Origin of the sequence: Allomuricauda sp. NFXS6 (assembly GCF_040148835.1) — a bacterium.
Lineage (GTDB): Bacteria > Bacteroidota > Bacteroidia > Flavobacteriales > Flavobacteriaceae > Flagellimonas.
On the sequence record NZ_JAGEMG010000014.1, the window covers coordinates 1 to 19,528 of the forward strand.

General features: G+C 41.1%; 20 protein-coding genes. 11 read left to right on the forward strand and 9 right to left on the reverse strand.

The window, feature by feature from the left end:
* The 7 genes from J4E06_RS16565 to J4E06_RS16595 all read left to right on the forward strand — a co-directional run.
* Positions 1–1,466: beta strand repeat-containing protein (locus J4E06_RS16565; RefSeq protein ID WP_349525111.1), on the forward strand; the 1,466-nt coding region annotated here is incomplete at its 5' end.
* A gap of 77 nt (positions 1,467–1,543) precedes the next feature.
* Positions 1,544–3,517, forward strand: coding sequence for a T9SS type B sorting domain-containing protein (locus J4E06_RS16570; protein WP_502877359.1), 1,974 nt, complete (start codon positions 1,544–1,546; stop codon positions 3,515–3,517).
* A 39-nt stretch (positions 3,518–3,556) separates the two neighbouring features.
* Positions 3,557–4,474: a PorP/SprF family type IX secretion system membrane protein gene (locus J4E06_RS16575; RefSeq protein WP_349525113.1), complete on the forward strand. Its 918-nt coding sequence runs from the start codon at positions 3,557–3,559 to the stop codon at positions 4,472–4,474.
* Positions 4,475–4,530: 56 nt separating this feature from the next.
* Positions 4,531–5,064 (forward strand): isopentenyl-diphosphate Delta-isomerase, encoded by a 534-nt coding sequence (gene idi / locus J4E06_RS16580; protein ID WP_349525114.1) that lies wholly within the window; start codon positions 4,531–4,533, stop codon positions 5,062–5,064.
* The gene (locus J4E06_RS16585; RefSeq protein WP_349525115.1) at positions 5,061–5,468 is read left to right on the forward strand and encodes a 6-pyruvoyl trahydropterin synthase family protein; all 408 of its coding nucleotides are present in this window, start codon (positions 5,061–5,063) and stop codon (positions 5,466–5,468) included. The genes idi and J4E06_RS16585 overlap by 4 nt, the downstream gene beginning before the upstream one ends.
* A 4-nt stretch (positions 5,469–5,472) precedes the next feature.
* Complete coding sequence (locus J4E06_RS16590; protein ID WP_349525116.1) at positions 5,473–6,441, forward strand: type I phosphomannose isomerase catalytic subunit; 969 nt, start codon at positions 5,473–5,475, stop codon at positions 6,439–6,441.
* A gap of 28 nt (positions 6,442–6,469) precedes the next feature.
* A complete protein-coding gene (locus tag J4E06_RS16595; RefSeq protein WP_349525117.1) occupies positions 6,470–6,742 on the forward strand; it encodes a hypothetical protein in 273 nt (90 codons plus the stop codon).
* On the opposite strand, the gene J4E06_RS16600 is transcribed toward J4E06_RS16595, so the two are convergent.
* The 3 genes from J4E06_RS16600 to J4E06_RS16610 all read right to left on the reverse strand — a co-directional run bounded on the left by J4E06_RS16600 (position 6,739) and on the right by J4E06_RS16610 (position 11,018).
* Positions 6,739–7,440: a DUF4369 domain-containing protein gene (locus J4E06_RS16600; RefSeq protein WP_349525118.1), complete on the reverse strand. Its 702-nt coding sequence runs from the start codon at positions 7,438–7,440 to the stop codon at positions 6,739–6,741. The genes J4E06_RS16595 and J4E06_RS16600 overlap by 4 nt on opposite strands.
* A gap of 42 nt (positions 7,441–7,482) precedes the next feature.
* On the reverse strand, positions 7,483–8,745 hold the full coding sequence (locus J4E06_RS16605) for a DUF819 family protein (protein WP_349525119.1): 1,263 nt from the start codon (positions 8,743–8,745) through the stop codon (positions 7,483–7,485).
* 74 nt (positions 8,746–8,819) lie between these two features.
* Complete coding sequence (locus J4E06_RS16610; RefSeq protein WP_349525120.1) at positions 8,820–11,018, reverse strand: DUF5916 domain-containing protein; 2,199 nt, start codon at positions 11,016–11,018, stop codon at positions 8,820–8,822.
* A gap of 148 nt (positions 11,019–11,166) precedes the next feature.
* Between J4E06_RS16610 and J4E06_RS16615 the strand changes: the two genes are divergently transcribed.
* Complete coding sequence (locus J4E06_RS16615; protein ID WP_349525121.1) at positions 11,167–11,937, forward strand: S1/P1 nuclease; 771 nt, start codon at positions 11,167–11,169, stop codon at positions 11,935–11,937.
* Between the two features lie 5 nt (positions 11,938–11,942).
* Here the strand turns inward: J4E06_RS16615 and J4E06_RS16620 are convergent, their stop codons facing one another.
* Positions 11,943–12,815: an AraC family transcriptional regulator gene (locus J4E06_RS16620; protein ID WP_349525122.1), complete on the reverse strand. Its 873-nt coding sequence runs from the start codon at positions 12,813–12,815 to the stop codon at positions 11,943–11,945.
* 213 nt (positions 12,816–13,028) lie between these two features.
* On the opposite strand from J4E06_RS16620, the gene J4E06_RS16625 reads away from it, so the two are divergent.
* Positions 13,029–13,406, forward strand: coding sequence for a hypothetical protein (locus J4E06_RS16625; protein ID WP_349525123.1), 378 nt, complete (start codon positions 13,029–13,031; stop codon positions 13,404–13,406).
* Between the two features lie 50 nt (positions 13,407–13,456).
* Here the strand turns inward: J4E06_RS16625 and J4E06_RS16630 are convergent, their stop codons facing one another.
* Together J4E06_RS16630 and J4E06_RS16635 are read right to left on the reverse strand one after the other, a co-directional pair.
* Entirely contained in the window at positions 13,457–14,089 is a 633-nt protein-coding gene (locus J4E06_RS16630) for an MOSC domain-containing protein (protein WP_349525124.1), read from the reverse strand.
* Positions 14,090–14,161: 72 nt separating this feature from the next.
* Positions 14,162–14,515 (reverse strand): DUF6249 domain-containing protein, encoded by a 354-nt coding sequence (locus J4E06_RS16635; protein WP_349525125.1) that lies wholly within the window; start codon positions 14,513–14,515, stop codon positions 14,162–14,164.
* A 134-nt stretch (positions 14,516–14,649) separates the two neighbouring features.
* Here J4E06_RS16635 and J4E06_RS16640 point away from each other — a divergent pair, with 134 nt between their 5' ends.
* Positions 14,650–15,228: an RNA polymerase sigma factor gene (locus J4E06_RS16640; protein WP_349525126.1), complete on the forward strand. Its 579-nt coding sequence runs from the start codon at positions 14,650–14,652 to the stop codon at positions 15,226–15,228.
* Positions 15,221–15,631, forward strand: a complete 411-nt coding sequence (locus tag J4E06_RS16645; RefSeq protein WP_349525127.1) for a hypothetical protein — start codon at positions 15,221–15,223, stop codon at positions 15,629–15,631. Before J4E06_RS16640 ends, J4E06_RS16645 begins: the two co-directional genes overlap by 8 nt.
* On the opposite strand, the gene J4E06_RS16650 is transcribed toward J4E06_RS16645, so the two are convergent.
* From J4E06_RS16650 to htpG, 3 genes are all read right to left on the reverse strand, one after another.
* On the reverse strand, positions 15,628–15,984 hold the full coding sequence (locus J4E06_RS16650; RefSeq protein WP_349525128.1) for a DoxX family protein: 357 nt from the start codon (positions 15,982–15,984) through the stop codon (positions 15,628–15,630). The genes J4E06_RS16645 and J4E06_RS16650 overlap by 4 nt on opposite strands.
* A 6-nt stretch (positions 15,985–15,990) precedes the next feature.
* On the reverse strand, positions 15,991–17,328 hold the full coding sequence (locus tag J4E06_RS16655) for a hypothetical protein (protein WP_349525129.1): 1,338 nt from the start codon (positions 17,326–17,328) through the stop codon (positions 15,991–15,993).
* 93 nt (positions 17,329–17,421) lie between these two features.
* The gene (htpG, locus tag J4E06_RS16660) at positions 17,422–19,308 is read right to left on the reverse strand and encodes a molecular chaperone HtpG (protein ID WP_349525130.1); all 1,887 of its coding nucleotides are present in this window, start codon (positions 19,306–19,308) and stop codon (positions 17,422–17,424) included.
* Positions 19,309–19,528: the final 220 nt, after the last annotated feature.

Consider the following 19,528-nt stretch of genomic DNA (forward strand, 5'->3'; position numbering starts at 1 on the left):
TCACGGGAGCTTCCCTTGATGCACCGAGCAACGTGCTCACCATCAGCGAGGGCACCACGGACGTGACCGTCGACTTGAGCGATCTTGACGACAGCGCAGGTGTTGCGGCCAATGCCTCTGACATAGCCGATAATACCGCCGACATCACAAGCAATACAGGTGATATTTCCACCAATGCAACCAACATTGCCACGAACACAACTGACATAGGAACAAACGCTTCCGATATCACAACGAATGCAGGTAACATTTCCATAAATGCTACCAATATCGCATCGAACACAGCTGACATCACAACGAACGCCTCGGACATAGCAACGAACACAACGAACATCACAACGAATGCTTCCGATATCGCCACGAACACAACGGATATTGCAACTAATGTGACCAACATCTCGGCCAATGCCACGGACATTGCGAACCATATCGCCGCGGACGGGGACCTATCCTCCACGAACGAGATTCAGAACATCGAGGAAGTGCTTACCGATGGCAACGATGCCAATGGATTGGTATTGACGGGTCTGGGTGCGCCGACTGCCGCAAGCGATGCCGCAACAAAGGCCTATGTGGACAGTGTTTCGGATGACGACATTACTGGGGCCTCACTCGATGCACCGAGCAACGTTTTGACCATCAGCGAGGGGACCACGGACGTGACCGTTGACCTGAGCGATCTTGACGATAGTGCAGGTGTTGCGGCCAATGCCTCTGACATAGCCGATAATACTGCTGACATCACAAGCAATACAGGTAATATTTCCACCAATGCAACGAATATTGCCACGAACACGACCGATATTGCTGGTAACACTTCGGATATTGCCACGAACACGACCGATATAGCCGCCAACACGGCTGCCATTTCCACGAATACAGGCAACATCTCGGCCAATGCCACGGACATTTCGAACCATATTGCCGCGGATGGTGACCTTTCTTCAACGAATGAAATCAATACACGTTTTGAGGTAAATGGCACAAATCTCGAGATTGAAGATAGCAATGGTACTTTGCAAGTGCCATTGACAAATATCAATACAGACGATCAAGTAGCATCAGAGGTGAATTCAGATTCGCCAATTGATGTGGACGGTGACGGAAATACGGAAACTACCGTGGAGGATGTGATTCAAGATATAGCTCCAATTACATCCAAAGCAGCTAGAATATTTTACCCTCCTTCCATTGCCATCGATGCATCATCCAACGGAACAGGAAGAACAGTGGATTTGTACGCCCAATACGTGGCTCAATACGGAACTCCATCAGTAGCAAGTGCAGGAGCTCCAGCGGCTGTTCCAACATATGGAGCAACAGAACTATATTACTACGTAACCTACGCAGACCCAACCGTATTTGATAATATGAGTATTGATGCTAATGGTGTTCTGACCTATGATATTATCGGTCAACCAGCTGATTACAATGCATTGATCAACGTAGTATTCGTAGTAAAATAATAATGACTAAAGACGGATAGATTTTGAAATCAAACACCTCATATAAGTCTTTACTCATTGGACTGTTTGTTCTCTTTATGGGGACGAATTTTGCAAATGCACAATTTTTGTTGCAAGCACCCGATACCGGTGATGAGAACAATTATCAATGGTATGAGGCATCGGATACAGGAACCGTTTTGGGAACCAATTCATTTTATGAAGCCACCCAACCAGGGGTATATTTTGCGACTTACGATGGTACACTCTGCGGGTCCAATGCAACCGGATATTTTATTCTAACCGATTGCGAAGCGCCGAATAATGAGGTTGTTTTGGATATTTCGGCGAGTGTTCCCTCAGGAGCAACGGTAAGCTGGAGTCCTGCCTTAACTGGAGACCAGACCCGACCAACTGTTACAAGCACACAAACTGTGATGCGTTACGTGGCTACTATTACAAAAGTAGGAAACAGTACTGAATTGCCACGTTTTACGGTGGTTTGTATGAGTCAGTCTGCCAACTTGGTTGATGATATGATTGTGGTCAACGAGGATTCCTCGGTTATCGTACCCATATTGGATAATGATTCCGATTTGCCGACAACAGGTGTTTTGACCACTACAAATCCAACAAACGGAACAGTTAGTATAGATGACAACGGAACGGCCAATGACCCATCGGATGATGTGGTAAATTATTCACCAAACCCGGATTTTAACGGTAACGATAGTTTTGAATACACCATCTGTAACTCATTTGGAGATTGTAGTACAGCTACGGTTACCGTGGAAGTACTTCCAATTGTGGATGCTTTTGATGATTCAGTATCAACGGATATTGGAGTGGAAGCTATTATCTCCTGGAGAGCAAACGACAATGATATTCCTACTACGGGATCAATTACGACTACGGATCCATCCAACGGAACTGTTGTGTTGAATGACAATGGTACAGTTAACGACCCTTCCGATGATGATATCACCTACATGCCAAACTCAGGATATACGGGTACGGACTCTTTTGACTACACGGTGTGTGATTCAAATGGAAATTGCAGTACAGCAACCATTACGGTGATTGTTAGTCCATCAGGAATTGATTTGGACACTGATAATGACGGTATTGTGGACAGTTTTGAAGACCTGAATACCGATAACGATAATGACCCATCGACCAACTCTACGGATACTGACGGTGATGGAATCCCGGATTACTTGGATATTGATAGCGATAATGACGGTATTCCGGATAATGTGGAGGCACAACTGGCTTTAGGCTATATTCCACCAAGTTTGATGGATGAAAATAACAACGGATTGGATGATGCCTATGAAGCTGATGGAAACGTGGGATTGATTCCCGTTGATTCCGATAATGATGGAATTCCGGATTATGTGGACGAGGATAGCGACAACGACAATGTCCCAGATGCCATCGAAGGGCATGATCATGACCATGACGGTGTTCCAGAAGTAACACTGATAGGTTCCGATAAGGACAACGATGGTCTGGATGATGGCTACGAGGGAACAACAGTTATAGATATTGATGTCAATGACGAAATGAACGACCCGAGTACTGCATTGCCCGACAACGATGGCGACGGTATTCCGGACTTCAGGGATTCCGACGACGACGACGATGGTATCGAAACCATGGATGAAGATATGAATGGCGATGGAAACTATGCCAATGATGATTCCAATGAAAATGGTATACCCAATTACCTTGACCCAGACCTAGGTGAATCCTCCATAGATGAAGAGGTAGTTGACGTAATCAATGTGATTACGCCAAACGGTGATGGAGTACATGATGTTCTGGAAATCCGAGGACTTGAAAACTATCCTAGCAACACCGTAAGAATTTACAATAGGTGGGGTGTAATGGTGTATCAAACCAGAGCCTACAATACTACAGGAAATGTGTTTGATGGTACATCCCAAGGTAGGGTGACCGTAGATCAAGACAATAAACTGCCGGTAGGTACATATTTCTACGTGATAGACTATCAGGATAATGGAGGGGATACGAAACAGCTTACAGGTTACATATACATTAACAGATAAACAATGGTTACTGTGGTGAATAAACTTTTAAAAGGAAAAATGCAATGGCTGCTAGCCCTACTACTTTTGGTATTGGGAAACATGCATGCACAGCAAGATGCACAGTACACGCAATATATGTACAATACGGTAAGTGTTAACCCGGCCTATGCAGGTTCAAGGGGACATTTGAGTATTGCCGCTTTGTACCGAAACCAATGGTTGGGACTCGATGGAGCACCGGAAACACAGACTTTAAATGTTCATACCCCCGTTGGCTACCGCGGTGTTGGTATGGGATTATCCATAGTAAACGATAAAATTGGCCCCACCTCCGAAACCTATTTTGATGTAGACTTTTCCTATACCATCCAAACTGGGTGGGAGGGTAGATTGAGTTTTGGACTTAAGGCAAGTGCACATATGTTGGATATCCGCTACTCCGAGCTCGATGAATATGAAGTGGACCCGCAATTACAATCACAACAAGACATACAAAACAAGTTCTCTCCCAATATTGGTGCAGGCGTGTACTTCCATAACGAAAGATTTTATGCAGGCCTGTCCGCCCCACGAATTTTGGAGACCACCCATTTCGATTCGTCTTCCGTGTCCACCGCAAACGAGGAAATGAACCTATATTTCATTACAGGCTATGTTTGGGACCTTAACCCGGTTTTAAAGTTTAAGCCCACACTTTTGACCAAAGCAGTGCAAGGTGCGCCATTGCAGGTGGACCTTTCTGTGAACTTTATGTTCAACGAAAAGTTTGTTGCAGGGGTAGCTTACCGTTGGGACGCTGCCTTTAGCGGACTTCTTGGCTTTATGATTTCCGATCAGTTTATGATTGGTATGGCATACGACCGCGAGATTACAGAACTAGGGGCGGCCACTTTCAACGACGGTTCCTTTGAAATAATTCTGAGATATGACTTCATCAGAAATATTGGAAACCTGAAATCCCCACGCTTCTTTTAGCAAGAATTTACCTATCAACACCCTTTATTTTACCTCAAAGGTCATATTTTTACAGTATGAAAGAGGAAAAAGTGATACTTGTTAACGAAAAGGACGAACCTATTGGTTTAATGCCAAAAATGGAAGCCCATGAAAAAGCCTTGTTGCACAGGGCTTTCTCCGTTTTTGTGATGAATGCCAAAGGAGAGACCATGTTGCAGCAAAGAGCAAAGGATAAATACCATTCCCCATTATTATGGACCAACACCTGTTGCAGTCATCAACGAGAAGGGGAAAGCAATATAGATGCTGGTAAACGAAGGCTTATGGAAGAAATGGGTTTTACCACAGACCTCAAGGAACTTTTCAACTTCGTGTATAAGGCCCCTTTTGACAATGGCCTTACCGAACACGAATTCGACCACGTGATGGTGGGTTATTTTGAGGAAGAGCCCAACATAAACCCAGATGAAGTTGCCGATTGGAAATGGATGCAACCCGAGGATGTCAAAAAAGATATCGCAGAAAACCCCAATGAGTACACGGAATGGTTCAAAATTATTTTTGAACGTTTCTACGACCATCTCATGGAAAACACTCCAGCGCAATGAAGGTAAAAGCAAGTAGAAAGGCCAGTTTCAATGCGGCTCATAGACTGTATAGACCGGACTGGGACGAGGAGAAGAACAACGCCGTTTTTGGAAAATGTAACAATCCAAAGTTTCACGGACACAATTATGATCTTATAGTGAGTGTAACAGGGGAAATTGATCCGGAAACAGGCTTTGTTATGGATTTAAAAGTACTCAAGGATTTGATCAAGGAACATGTAGAAGAAGCGCTGGACCATAAAAACCTTAACCTCGATGTTCCTGAATTTGAAAATTTGAACCCCACTGCTGAGAATATAGTGGTAGTCATATGGAATAAATTAAGACCCCATATAGAACAAGCAAAAGAGTTGGAAGTGGTACTCTATGAAACCCCTCGAAATTTTGTAACCTACTCCGGATAGTACCATGAGCCTTTACCCTTTAAAATTCAAACCAATCCTCAAAGAGCGGCTTTGGGGAGGAACCAAGTTAAAAGATGTTCTAAACAAGCCCATAGACAGTGATATTACCGGTGAGAGCTGGGAGCTCTCTGGAGTACCGGGTGATATTTCAGAAGTGTCCAACGGAGATTTCGCGGGCACTTCGCTTCAAAATTTGATGGATGATCAGGGGGAAGCACTTTTGGGCAAAAGTGTTGTGGAACGTTTTGGAAACGATTTTCCGATTCTCATCAAATTTATTGATGCCAAACAAGACCTCTCCATACAGTTGCACCCCAATGATGCATTGGCCAAAGAGCGTCACAATTCTTTCGGAAAAACCGAGATGTGGTATATTATGGATGCAGACCCTGGAGCCAAGTTAATTGTTGGGTTCAATAAAGATGTAGAAAAGGAGGAGTATGTAAAAAGCATAGAGGAGGGTACCTTAACCGATTTGATGAATTATGAAGAAGTTGGAGAGGGCGATACCTTTTTTATCAATACAGGGAAAATACATGCCATTGGGGCGGGAGTGCTTTTGGCAGAGATTCAGCAGACATCTGATATTACGTATAGGGTATTTGATTTTAATCGAAGGGACAAGGACGGAAATTTAAGAGAACTGCACACATGTTTAGCGGTTGATGCCATCGACTACGAAAAGAAAGACGATTTTAAGGTGAATTACCCCAAGCAACATGACAAGGTCAATGGCATGGTGGATTGCCCTTATTTTAAAACAAACTTTTTGGAGTTGTCCAAATCGATGAAGCAAAATCTGACCGACCGGGATTCCTTCACCATTTATATGTGCGTGGGTGGAGCAGCCATTATCAACAATGATTGGGGCAGTGCCCCCATTAAAAAAGGAGAAACTGTTCTTGTTTCTGCATCAAGCAGTTATGTTGAAATTGATACTGCAGGCGCCAAACTTCTAGAAGTCACGATTTAATGGTATCTTTAATCAAAACCACCGCGTTATGCCAAGTATTCGTGATTTAAAAAAGGATGTCAATTTTGTCCTCGGAGATATTATTGAGGCTGTCTATATCTGGGAAGCCGGTTCCGGAAACAAGGAATCTGAAGAGGGAACGGTAATTATAGACGAAGCCATTGAGGTATATGACAATCTCATGGATAAAATCAATCAGAAAAAAGTAACGGACAGTAAAAACCACTTTAGGACCATAAGGACCGAGCTGGAGAAAAAGGCCACCAAGCTGGTAGAACAACTCAACAGTCTAGAGGCCTAGTTGTTTTTGTCCAAAAACGCTTTAAATTGCTTTCCGTATTTAGATGAGGCCACCTCGGGGGTCAATCCTTTATAGATGGAATCCAAATATTTTGGATTTGCCTCACTGGCCTCTGTCATCATAATATATGGAGTTACGTAAGAATCCCCATTGTTGAGTCCAAAATTAAGGGCATAACGGTATCGATTGATCGTGTTTTGATTGATCAAGCGTCCTAGGGAGTCCAAGGCTAGCGAATCTTCTTGAAACTCGGGTTTTGATGCTTCTTGAACCAATCCTAATTCTTTAATGTTGAACTGGGAGGCCATTTTATGAAACTCTAAAAGTTTCTCGTGGGATTTGGAACCCGATATATCCACGTCGGTATCAAAAGTGTTCCAAGCCGTATTGATGACAATATTTCCAGATTCACCAAAAAAGGTAATTCTATCGTTGATGTCGTTATTATCTTCCTTCTTTAAGTAGAGGTAAAATATTTCTGGCTCGTCCACTTCGGTTGAAAAGCTGAACGCACCGTCCCCTTTTATCTCCAAGGAATCCAAAACTGTAAGCGTAGAGTCTTTGAATTGTTGCAAATAGAGCGTTCCTTTTTTGAGTCCTTTAATGTTTCCACTAACGTTCATAGTATCTTCCGTACTCTTTTCACAGGACAGTACAGTAATTCCAACCAGTAATACAAACAATATCCGCTTCATCATAAAATTTTAGCTGGGCAAAGATGCATAATCTTCTGAAAATATTTAAACATTCGAGGCGACTTCCATCAACAAAGCGCATAAATATGCTCCAGCAGTACCTACAACATAGCCAAAAACGGCCAAAAGTATGCCTACGGAGGTCAACGAAGGATGGAATTCAGCCGCCACGACAGGTGCAGAGGCTGCTCCGCCCACGTTTGCCTGACTGCCCACCGCCAAGAAAAAGAAAGGGGCTTTTATCAATTTGGCCATTAAAATAAGCAGCCCGGCGTGTATGGTAATCCAAATCAAACCGATGGCGATGAGCCCTGGATTGTCCAACACTTTGCCCAAATCCATTTTCATTCCAATGGTTGCCACCAAAATATAAATGAACATGCCGCCAATTTTACTGGCGCCGGCACCTTCATAATTTTTGGCTTTGGTAAAGGAAAGTCCAATTCCTATTGCCGTTGCAAAAACGACCATCCAAAGGAATTCGGATCCTAAGGAAGACAATATTTTTTGCGGGTTGCGAATGACCTCAAAATTATTTTGTAAAAAATGGGCAAAATGATGCCCCACCAAATGAGCAATACCTACTCCAACAAAGGCAAAGAACAACAACATGATAAAATCCTTAAGGGTAGTTACGCGTGCTATTTTTTTGGTATGGTTGGATACCTTTATTTTGAGTTCTTCAATGGAAGAGGTATCCGCCTTGAGCCAACGGTCTATTTTTTTGGTCTTGCCCACGCCCAACAGAATAATGGCCAACCAAAGGTTGGCGACTACAATATCAATTAAAACCATACCGCCATAACTCTCTTGATTATATTTAAAAACTTCCAGCATAGCAGCTTGATTGGCTCCACCACCAATCCAACTGCCCGCAATGGTGGCCAATCCCCTCCAAACGGCATCTGGTCCAACACCGCCCACGGTTTCAGGAGAAAATATGGAAACAATCAAAATGGCGATGGGCCCTCCTATTACAATGCCCACCGTTCCCGTGAGGAACATGACCAAGGCCTTGGATCCCAAATTTATGATGGCCTTTAGGTCAATGCTTAAGGTCATTAAAATTAAGGCGGCTGGCAAAAGATAACGGCTGGCTACGTAATAGGTGTTGGATGATGATTCGTCGATGATGCCTACGCTGGCCAAAATTGCTGGCAATAGGTAGCACATAAGTACGGTGGGGACCACGCGATAAAACTTTGCCCAGAAACCGGATTTAATGGAAGAGGTGTAAAAAACAAAGCCTAAACAAAGGCAAAGAAGTCCAAAGATGACGGTGTCCTGGGTAAAAGGTAGTTGATCCATATGTTTTTTGAGCTAGTAGCCCAAATATAGGAAAATCGTTGAGGTGATCCAGGTATAACTTTGTTTAGACCACCCTAAATATTCAACCAATACGTCAACTTTAAATTGATGGATCGGCTCCTTGGCATAAAATTGTTTACAAAGTAATTGTCGTTGTATACTAAAAAGAGGTCGGAGAGAGGGGCAAATCGCCATTGTAATCGTGAGTTGAACCCTAAATTATCCAATTGGTTACCGTACTGAATCAATGTTGACCAAAATATAGACTTGTTAAAGGTAATATTGATTCGTGGACTCAACAATAATATATCTTCGCTTTCATACGGTTCGGGCAATTTAATACTATTGTAAATAACCCCCATGGAGATGAATACAGTAGGTTGCAGCCTAAGGCTCATATCCCCTTCAAAAACATATCTTTTCCCATTGTAAAAATCACCATACCCAGGTTGTAAGGAAAAGGAAAAGACTTTTCTCCTATCACTTTGAAAGGATGTCTCATAACTGGTGTAATGGTACCCTGCATTTGCAGGTAGCTCAACTCCATCATCGGTGCCTGTTGGGTCAAACGTTTCAGTTAGGTAAGTGTACCTGTTGAACATACGTACGGCTATTCTCTCCTGTGTTTTAAACTGGCCTTCCCATTGGGAAAAAATACTGTAATCGGTGTTCTGATAATCCAATGTGGGTCTCCATATAAAGTTTGGATTAAATCTGAAACCATGGGTGTTCAATTTTCCTTTCTTTGGCCAAAAGTTTAACTCTGCAAAGGGTCTTGCAGCTACAATATCTTCCCTTCGAATGAAACCGAGGTCGGATCGAAAATCCTCGCCCACAAAATTTCCGCGAACCCCAAAATTGAAAAATCTCGAATTGTAACGGAGGTCCATTCCGCCTGAATCGTCCTTATCGCCAATGTCATGTGCAAATGCTTTGTGATAGAAAAATTTTCCTGTCCAAGTATTGTTTGGTGATGCCAGATTGTAATCCAATCCTACAACACGGTTGTACCTATCTATCTCCTCCACGAAATCGTATTCTCCAAAGGTTTGTCGATTTACAAAAATGAAGCTTAGGTTAGATCGCGAGAACATTTTTTTCTGCAAAGCCAGTACGGTATTGTTATTACTCGGAATTTCATTTATCTCATCTTCTTCAGTTTGTATGTTCAGTAGACCAAGTCGCCAATTCTTATTTAGCTTACCACTAAGCCTTATTCCTCCAATAATCCCATTTTCTATGGTTTCTCCATCCTTGTCTTCAGCAATACCTATTCTTCTTGAGAAAAAAGGATTTGCATCTCTGCCATTTCCAAAAGAACCGAATAAATCATTGTTGTCAATAAAAAATTGACGTCTTTCGGGCAGAGAAACTTCAAAGCGGGTAAGGTTGGTCACAAAATTGTCTACTTCCACATTGGAGAAATCCGGATTCAAGGTAACGTCGAGGTTCATTCCGTTTCCAATTGAAATTTTGGCATCCCCTCCAAATCCAATTGTGCTCAAATCTTCATTTTTTTCGTAATCCTTGGCAAGAATACCGTTTACGTAGGGGATAAGTGCCATTGGGGTTCTAGATTTTCCCAAAGGTTTTTCAAAAACCATATCGCCCATAAATGCCAGATTAAAAATCCCTTGGTTTTGAGGTATTTTCATCCAGGTACTCGTTTCGTTCGTCTGCATATCAAAGCGGTAGCTGTTAAAGCGCCATTTGGTCTCCCCTTGTTTGAATTTAAAAGAGGTGAGCGGTATGGCTATCTCGCAAACATAATAACCATCATAAATTTTAGCTTCTCCTTGCCATTTGACGTCCCAGGATGTGGTAAAACCGCTGTTGTCGGAGCCTCCATTGGATATTAAAGCTTCCCTGCGTACCCCATAGGGGTTCATGCCAAAAAGGAAAGCATTGGTGCCATCATTAAAAGTATCGAACATTAAACTGATGTTGTCATTGCCACCGGCTCTGTAATCCCTTTGCAAAGAAGGGATAATATAATCATCGCCTTCGGTCTCCATTCTAATGCCGACGTAGAGTGTGGTGTTATCGTACATCATCTTAATATCGGTCTGCTGCCCTGCAAGTGTGGTATCCGATGGAAAATATTGATGAAAATCACGGGCACTTTCTGAAGTTTCCCACGCACTTTCATCCAAGATACCATCTACCTTAATGATATCGTCAGTATATTTTACGGTGAAAGTTTTAGTATTGGTCTGCGAAAAAAGAGCCAAAGGGATTACTATTGCAACGAGCACAAAAAGTTTTCTTAACATTGTTGAGTTTAGTTGGTTTAACAAAATTACAGGATAGGTAGTTAAAAAAATCCCAAAATTCTGAATTAGATTGCCCTTTGATAAAACATTGCAAAAATTAGCAGTAAGAATTGCCTTAGACTACTCCTTTATTAAGAGACGTTAAAAAATGAAAAAAACCTTATTGCTACTGCTTTTATTTCCTTTTGTGGCTTTTGGAAATGCTATTTGGGGGAAAACCGGACACCGCGTTACCGGACAAATTGCCGAAGAATATTTGACGGGAAAGGCCAAAAGAGCTTTGGATAATCTATTGGACGGTCATAGTCTTGCCTTTGTTTCCACATTTGCGGATGACATAAAAGCAGACCGGACCTATTCTAAATATTCGGCATGGCATTATGTAAACTATCCGTTGGGGATGAGCTATAAAGATTCAGAAAAAAGTGAATATGGCGATATTGTTATGGCGATTGAGGAATGTATCAATAAGGTAAAAGATGATAATAATACCAAGGAAGACAGGGTCTTTCATTTAAAAATGCTCATTCATTTTGTCGGTGACCTTCATCAACCAATGCATGCCAGTAGGGCGGAGGACAAAGGAGGCAACGATATACAGGTGCAATGGTTTGGCGAAGGAAGTAATCTACACCGGGTGTGGGACAAAAACTTGATCGAATCCTACGGAATGACCTACTCCGAGCTTGCCGCTGAACTGATCGATGTAGACCGAAAAGAGCGGAAAGCGATTCAGGAGGGTACCATTTACGATTGGGTGGATGAATCGCACAAGATATGTGCAAAACTCTATGATTCTGTAGAGATAGGTGAAAAACTGGGATACCGCTATTCCTACGATTACAACGAATTACTGTTCAAGCAACTCCAAAAAGGAGGACTGCGCTTAGCAAAAGTCTTGAACGACGTATTTGGGTAAGGCACCTAGGAATGCAGAACGGTCTTTAACTGGTTTCTGTATTCGGAAGGATTCTGCCCAGTAAAGGCCTTAAAGGATTTATTAAAGTGGGAGAAGTTGTTGAAACCACTGTCATAACATACTTGAGTTATGCTCATAGGTTGTTCTGCCAATAGTTTGGAGGCGTGCACCAATCTATATTCGTTCACAAACTGCGTAAATGTTTTGTTGGTGATTTTTTTAAAGTACCTGCAAAAAGAAGGTACCGTCATACTTACCATATCTGCAATTTGTTCCAAGCTGATGTCTTCTTTAAAGTTTGTTTTCACATAATTGAAGACGATATTGATACGGTCGTTGTCCTTTACCTCGGTCTCCATGGAGAAGCCTTCGGCGTTCAATACATTTATTTCTGTGGAAGTGGCGAGAATGTTCAATATATTAAGTATGGAGAGCAATCGTTGAAAATCTGTTTGATATTCCAGAATCTCCATTTTTTCCCCAACCTTCATTTTGGTCTTGCCAGAAAAGGCGATACCTCCTTTGGCGACTTCGAACAACTTTTGGATGTTCTTCATTTCGGGTATGTTGAAGAAATCACTTCCCAAAAAATCTGCTTTCATCTGCACCAAAGTCTCACTTTTGTTGCCTGTTAGCTTATCGGTGAATCCGCAATGGGGCAGGTTGGAACCTATTAATATAAGGTCACCGTTCCTGTAATAGGAAACATGGCTGCCTATTTGTCTTTTACCGGACCCTCCGTTCACATAGACCAACTCCAGTTCTGGGTGGTAATGCCAGCCATTGTTTTTGTTTTCGTTGTTTGCATTGAACTTCTGAAACGTGAACGAGTGACCAAAACTTGGGGCTATTGCTTCAAATGCTGGTTTTTGAATCATTTAGTGCAATTTTTTGTTTTCCATTGCAAAGTTACAAATGTGATACAAAGGCCAATCTCTACAATGTTAACACAAAGTTATGCTATTTTATCATTAATGCTATGTTAAATCAGTTACCATGTTAATATAGCACATAAAGTGGAAAAGATGGTGGTATTTCTGTGCGCTATTGTGACATACATTTGTACTGTAATCTTAAAAAAACGAAGTGTTATGAAAGTAGTAAAGAATTTAACAGTAGCAGCGGCCCTTTTGATAAGTGCAATTGGGATGGCCAATGGAACAACAACTGACTTTGGCAAAAAAACAGTAGCCAAATATGAAGTTGAAAAGAACTTGATGAAAGTGAACCTTGATCCGGTATTCGTTAAAAAGGGTCGAAAAATTATGATGAACCTTTTAAACGTTTCTCAGGGTACAGTGCTTTTAAAAGTATACGATAGCGAGGATAGGCTTGTTTTTGACCAAGTTATCAACGGGGATATCGTTGTTGAAAAAGCATTCAACTTTGAAAAAGCCTTTAAAGATGAATATACCATAGTTGTAGTGGACAAATTTGGAACCTACAAGAAAACTATGGAGGTAAGATAGTTTGTTTAGTTAATTTTTATGTGCATTGGGGGTCGGGAGGCCCCCTTTTTTTATGCCCATTTTTTAAGTTTTTCCCTTTTCTTTGGTGGGATGGCTTCATTATTTAAAGCCAACTCCAAAACATCTTTGTCTTTTATTTTGGCAAATAGCAAGTTGTAGAATTGGTGAACGGTCAATGGAGCCTTGGATTCCTCAACAAGTTCCATCGTATCGCCCACGTTAACTTTTCCAGGTTTCAAAACACGGATATAGGTGCCAGGAAATCCATGGTCGATAAATTGTTTCAGTATGTTTTGGTCGCCAAACCGAATACCCAGTTTATAACAAGGTTCTCTGGGTTGTGTAATTTGGACTAGTGAAGTGCCTATTTTATAGGTGTTGCCAATCCTTAACTGTGATTCGTCCAGGCCTTCAATAGTGAGGTTTTCCCCGAACATGCCCCAGTTCCAATCCAAAAGTGGGTATTTCTCTTTCCAATGGGCATAGTGGTCAGCAGCAAATAAATAACAGGCTTTATAGGTGCCACCATGATATTTTCTATCCACAACGGCGTCGCCTTGCACATCTTCAGTACACAAAAAAAGTGGTTGATCAACGGGATATTTGTAGATGCCCGTCATGGTTTCTTTACCGTTCCAAACAATTTTTGTTGGCTTGCCGAGGTTTGTAGAGATAACTTTCATACTGGCAAGTTATAAAAAACCACCGCTTGTTGCGGTGGTCCTTCATTTAAAATTAACTGATGTAGAAAGTGATTAATCCTCCTTCTCCAATTTTTTGGTCATGTTAAAACCTACCATGAGACCAACACCTGCCAATAAGAAGATGGTTCCTGGGTACGCCACTTCTTCATCAACCCCTAAATTGTAACTTAGAATAGAGGCTACAAAAATGGCTACTCCAATACCCATCAACAATAAAGAAAGGTTTAGAATGATGATTTTCCAGAAAGGTGCCGCACCTTCTCGTTTACCCCGCACAAAAATACTGGCATCTGCCCCTTTTTCTATTAAGGCTAATCGTTCTTTGTTTCTGGTTGAAAAATAGAGGTAGGCAATGGCTAAAATGACTCCGAAAATAATAGGTATAATGATTACTTCTGATCCCATAACTGTTCGTTTTAATGATTATTCGTAATTTATTTGTTCATAAGCTATGACGACACTTTTTACAAAGAGGTTACATGTTTAATAAAATTTATTTTTTGTGTAACCTAAATAGCGCTTTTGGCGTCCAATGAACAATGCTGACCAACAAGGAAAAGAAACTGATTTCGGAAATACACGCGGGCAATACCCGTGCGTTCTCCGATTTTGTGGATGACTATAAAGATTTGGTCTTTACGCTGGCCATTCGGATGTTGGGAAATAGAGAGGAGGCCGAGGAGGTGTCGCAGGATGTATTTATTAAGGTATACAAGTCCTTGGCAAACTTTAAGGGAGATTCCAAGCTATCCACCTGGATTTATCGGATTGCCTATAACAGTTGTTTGGACAGGATTAAAAAAATAAAAAAGAAACGAATGCATACAGATTTGAATCATATTGATCAAATTGCTTATGCGGATTTAGATACGGCGTTTGATAAAATGGTACAGGCTGAACGCAGCGAAATGATAGACCGATGTCTGTCCCAATTATCCACAGAAGATGCGGGAGTTTTGACTTTGTTTTATCTTGAGGAAAAAAACCTGCAAGAAATGGAGGAAACGACCAATCTTCCTGTAAACACATTGAAGGTAAGGTTGTTTAGGGCTAGAAAAAGGTTGGCCAGTGTAATGGAAAAGAATTTGAACAAAGAAATATTGCAGAGCAATGGATAAACTAGAAGATAAAAGACTAGAAGCTTTGGTAGATAAAATGATGGAAGATGCTCCATTGGAGACGCCTTCTGTTGATTTTACCCAAAATGTGATGCAAAAAATTGAGGCGGAAGCGCCCAATACGATTTTTCAATATAAACCAATTGTGTCAGGCAAGGTTTTGACCATTGTATTTCTAGCTTTTATTGCGTTACTTATTTTGATGGGGTCTCAAGTGGGACTTGATAGCGGTCAAGGCTGGTTCAAAAACCTGAACATGGCTTCTTGGTTTCATGCTGATTGGAAGTGGATGGAAGGATACGGCTCTTCCAAAGTAACGATATATGCTTTTCTCTTTTTGGGGCTTATGTTTTTTGCTCAAGTACCTTGGTTAAAAAAGCAGCTGGATAAAACTGCTTTTTAAAGATAGGCATAGTAATACGCCCAATACATAAGGAAGAATTGTAACGGAATCCGAAGAATCAGGATCCATTTGGGAATACCGGCAGAAGCTTTTTCTCCTGAAAGCATATAAAAATGTACGGATAAGAACACACCTAACATTAAAATAATACCAAAAGTGCTCAGTTTTCGGGTAGCCTCGAAGCATACCCCAATACCCAATAAAATTTCGGCAATACCACTTAGATAAACCAAAAGTTTATGATTGGGAAGGTACAACGGCATAATGCGCATATACATCTTAGGTTTTATAAAGTGCATGATGCCTGCCAAAACATACATTCCTGCCATTGCGTATAGGTGCCAAGGTGCCATAAGTCTCTAGTTTTTAAAATACCAAAACGGTAAGATAACATCTGTCCGAGTTTCCACCGTATCTTTTTCCTTTCTTTTACGCCGGAGCCTTAGAATATGTTTGCCTTCATCAAGATTGGATATTTTAAGAAAGGTCTCAAAACCGAGGATATTGTTTATTCCTGTAGTAACTATAAAATCTTCATCCATCTCTAGGGTATCTATTTTGAACGAATATATTTCATTGAATGTTTTTAGATACACTTTTCGAATACTGTCCTTTTGACGGGCACTGGTAATTTGGTCGCTCCAATTGGTATTGATTTGAATGCTGGAAGAAAGGCCTCTACGGTCGTTTTCAGGTGTCAAAGAATCATTGTAGGCAAAAATACGATCCTCCAAATTTTCGGAAAAAGGAACGAAAACATTTAAGTAGGGTTTGGTAATAACTTTGGAAGGAATGACCACCTGCCCTGGGAAGTCGCCTTCTTCGGTCAACATGTCCAAATAGTTTTCCTTTTTTGCAAATATAGTGGACGATCTTTGTTCCTTATCAAGATAATTGGACTGCCTGTACTCCAAACTCGTTATCATCAGGATTATGATGTAAATCGGTGCCAAGAGCAAAATCAGTCGTTTTCCGAAACGGTTATCCAGAAAATTGTAGACCAAAGGTCGATACAGGAACGAAAGGGTTATAAAACTGAAAATCCAATAAATGGGAAAGTAAAGTCGCGAGATCCATTTCTTCTTTTTTAACCACCCTTGGGTAATGAAATCGATAAAGGTGAGGAACATTCCGATCACGATAAAAATGATAAGAAAGGCCCCAAATACACTGCCAAACGCTTTCGGGAACAAATCACCTTCTATGACATAACTGGCTACAAACACAATCGAAAGTATGATCATGGTCATGGCCAAAACGTAAAATATCAGGAGAAATGAAATAGCGAAAAGTACACTGCAATAGTTTTCCAGATTGGCAATATATCTGTCAAAAGAAACGATACGTTTTTGTAAATATTTGGTAAACCGCTCTGAATACCTGAGTTTTTCAAATTCAATATCACCGGAAACATATCGTAGTCCCAAAGAACCAATCCAAAGTCCTCGAAGAATTACATGTAGTAATAGGTTGAACAAAAGAATGGAGCAGGCAATGTTCAAGATAAAGTATACAACGAAGCGATAAATTTGGTCTTCATTTTCGGCATTCAACATTTCTACCCGAAGAGGTTCATATGCCGTAAAGAGCCCAAAAATGGCAAAACCTGAGATAATTAGCTCCAACTCCCAGCTTTGCTGCTGAAGGGAATCCAATAGCTTTTTAAAGGTTGGACTGTTATAATCGTTGTTGCCCACGGTTTGATTGGTTTGGTCCAACCAAGATAAACATAAAATGCAAAAACCGCTCTAAATGAGCGGTTTTGCGTTCTTGATTATAGAAAAATCTAATTATTTGATCATATCGTAGCTTCGGGCTATAAAGTTCGTAAGCTCTTCGCCTTTCAGCAATCCTTTGGACAAACGTGCCAAATCCAAGGATTGGTTGATCAACCTTTCACGTTTTTTGGCAGTCTTAGTATTCAAAATATCGCTGACCAATTCGTGATTGGTGTTTACGATAAGGTTGTACATATCTGGCATATTGCCCATGCCGAACATACCACCGCCGCCGGTTTGCTGCATTTCCTTCATTCTGCGCATAAACTCAGGCTCGGTGATAATGAATGGCGAAGCACTGCTTTCCATGGCCTCCATCTGAATAGTATATCCCTTATCGGAAATTACTTTTTCCAAATCAGCCTTTAGGCTGTCTTTTTCTTCTTCGGACAATTTGGAAATGGCCGTGTCCTCTTTTTTGATAAGGTTGTCCACATGGTCTGCATCCACTCTTACAAAAGATAGGTTCTCTTTGGAGGTTTCCAATTTTTGCATCAAGTGAGATACAATCGGGGAATCCAATAAGAGTACTTCATACCCTTTTTTCTTGGCAGCTTCAATGTAGCTGTGCTGAGCCTCTTTGTCAGAAGCATAAAGAACCACCAATTTATCATCCTTGTCTGTCTGATTATCCTTGATTTTGGCTTCCAATTCTTCAAAGGTGTAGAAATCACCATCAACCGATGGATAAAGTGCAAACTTGTCGGCTTTGTCAAAGAATTTATCTTCGGAAAGCATTCCGTATTCGATTACGACTTTGATGTCGTTCCACTTCTGTTCAAAATCCTCACGGTTATTTTTGAAAAGTGAACTCAATTTATCGGCTACTTTTCTAGTGATGTATGAAGAGATTTTCTTCACAGCACCATCGGCCTGAAGATAAGAGCGTGATACGTTCAGCGGGATGTCCGGAGAATCGATAACACCTTTTAACATCGTCAAAAATTCCGGGACAATGCCTTCCACATTGTCCGTTACGAACACTTGGTTCTGGTAAAGTTGAATCTTATCCTTTTGTATGTTGAGGTCGTTTGTCAACTTTGGGAAATACAGAATACCCGTTAAGTTGAACGGATAATCCACATTCAAGTGGATGTGGAACAAGGGTTCCTCAAACTGCATTGGATAAAGCTCACGATAGAAGCTTTTGTATTCCTCTTCGGTTAAATCCGTTGGCTGCTTGGTCCACGCTGGGTTTGGATTGTTGATGATATCATCCACTTCCTTGGTAGGTGCCGGGTCGTCTTCTTTGGCATCTTCTGGCTTGGGAAGGGTTTCTGTTTTGGTTCCGAATTTGATCGGAATGGGCATGAACTTGTTGTATTTGACCAAAAGTTCACGGATTCTGGCGTCTTCTAAAAACTCGGTGGAATCTTCTCCAATATGAAGGATGATTTCCGTACCTCTTTCGGTTTTGTCGCTAGTTTCAATGGAGAATTCCGGGGAACCGTCGCAGCTCCAATGCACAGCTGGTTCGTCCTTGTGGCTTTTTGTGATGATCTCCACCTTTTCCGCCACCATAAAGGCAGAGTAGAAACCAAGACCAAAGTGTCCTATGATACCGGAATCTTTGCCAGCATCCTTGTACTTGTCCAAGAATTCCTCTGCACCGGAAAAAGCCACTTCGTTAATGTACTTTTTCACTTCCTCCTCCGTCATACCGATACCTTGGTCCAAAATATGGATACGTTTGTTGTCCTTATCTACCTTAACCTCAATCATTGGGTTGCCATATTCAACTGTTGCTTCGCCAATTGAGGTTAGGTGCTTTAGTTTTAAGGTCGCATCCGTAGCGTTGGAAATAAGTTCCCTTAGGAAAATTTCGTGATCACTGTACAGAAATTTTTTGATCAAGGGAAAAATGTTCTCTACTGATACATTGATTTTACCTGTTGCCATCGTTTAGTTTTTAATTCTTTCTATACGTCCTTTGTCAAAAAAAATACCATATCCATAAATATGACAAACTGGCATTCAGATAATGGTTTGACGGCATGAATTCAATTTTAACAAAATTTTGTTTATTTAAATATTAAAAAAGTTAAACAAAGACGTATATTTACAGTGTTATAGGATAAGAATTGCTATGAAATAGTACTACTATAACAAGTTTGTTTAT

Excerpts from the sequence above, each read along its gene's own strand:
- J4E06_RS16630 (WP_349525124.1), bottom strand. The coding sequence starts at position 14,089 with ATGAAAGTTATCTCTACAAACCTCGGCAAGCCAACAAAAATTGTTTGG.
- J4E06_RS16595 (WP_349525117.1), top strand. The coding sequence starts at position 6,470 with ATGCCAAGTATTCGTGATTTAAAAAAGGATGTCAATTTTGTCCTCGGA.
- J4E06_RS16605 (WP_349525119.1), bottom strand. The coding sequence starts at position 8,745 with ATGGATCAACTACCTTTTACCCAGGACACCGTCATCTTTGGACTTCTT.
- J4E06_RS16615 (WP_349525121.1), top strand. The coding sequence starts at position 11,167 with ATGAAAAAAACCTTATTGCTACTGCTTTTATTTCCTTTTGTGGCTTTT.
- idi (WP_349525114.1), top strand. The coding sequence starts at position 4,531 with ATGAAAGAGGAAAAAGTGATACTTGTTAACGAAAAGGACGAACCTATT.
- J4E06_RS16640 (WP_349525126.1), top strand. The coding sequence starts at position 14,650 with ATGCTGACCAACAAGGAAAAGAAACTGATTTCGGAAATACACGCGGGC.
- J4E06_RS16570 (WP_502877359.1), top strand. The coding sequence starts at position 1,544 with ATGGGGACGAATTTTGCAAATGCACAATTTTTGTTGCAAGCACCCGAT.
- J4E06_RS16650 (WP_349525128.1), bottom strand. The coding sequence starts at position 15,984 with ATGGCACCTTGGCACCTATACGCAATGGCAGGAATGTATGTTTTGGCA.
- J4E06_RS16625 (WP_349525123.1), top strand. The coding sequence starts at position 13,029 with ATGAAAGTAGTAAAGAATTTAACAGTAGCAGCGGCCCTTTTGATAAGT.
- J4E06_RS16620 (WP_349525122.1), bottom strand. The coding sequence starts at position 12,815 with ATGATTCAAAAACCAGCATTTGAAGCAATAGCCCCAAGTTTTGGTCAC.
- J4E06_RS16585 (WP_349525115.1), top strand. The coding sequence starts at position 5,061 with ATGAAGGTAAAAGCAAGTAGAAAGGCCAGTTTCAATGCGGCTCATAGA.
- J4E06_RS16635 (WP_349525125.1), bottom strand. The coding sequence starts at position 14,515 with ATGGGATCAGAAGTAATCATTATACCTATTATTTTCGGAGTCATTTTA.
- J4E06_RS16610 (WP_349525120.1), bottom strand. The coding sequence starts at position 11,018 with ATGTTAAGAAAACTTTTTGTGCTCGTTGCAATAGTAATCCCTTTGGCT.
- J4E06_RS16600 (WP_349525118.1), bottom strand. The coding sequence starts at position 7,440 with ATGATGAAGCGGATATTGTTTGTATTACTGGTTGGAATTACTGTACTG.
- J4E06_RS16645 (WP_349525127.1), top strand. The coding sequence starts at position 15,221 with ATGGATAAACTAGAAGATAAAAGACTAGAAGCTTTGGTAGATAAAATG.
- J4E06_RS16575 (WP_349525113.1), top strand. The coding sequence starts at position 3,557 with ATGCAATGGCTGCTAGCCCTACTACTTTTGGTATTGGGAAACATGCAT.
- htpG (WP_349525130.1), bottom strand. The coding sequence starts at position 19,308 with ATGGCAACAGGTAAAATCAATGTATCAGTAGAGAACATTTTTCCCTTG.
- J4E06_RS16590 (WP_349525116.1), top strand. The coding sequence starts at position 5,473 with ATGAGCCTTTACCCTTTAAAATTCAAACCAATCCTCAAAGAGCGGCTT.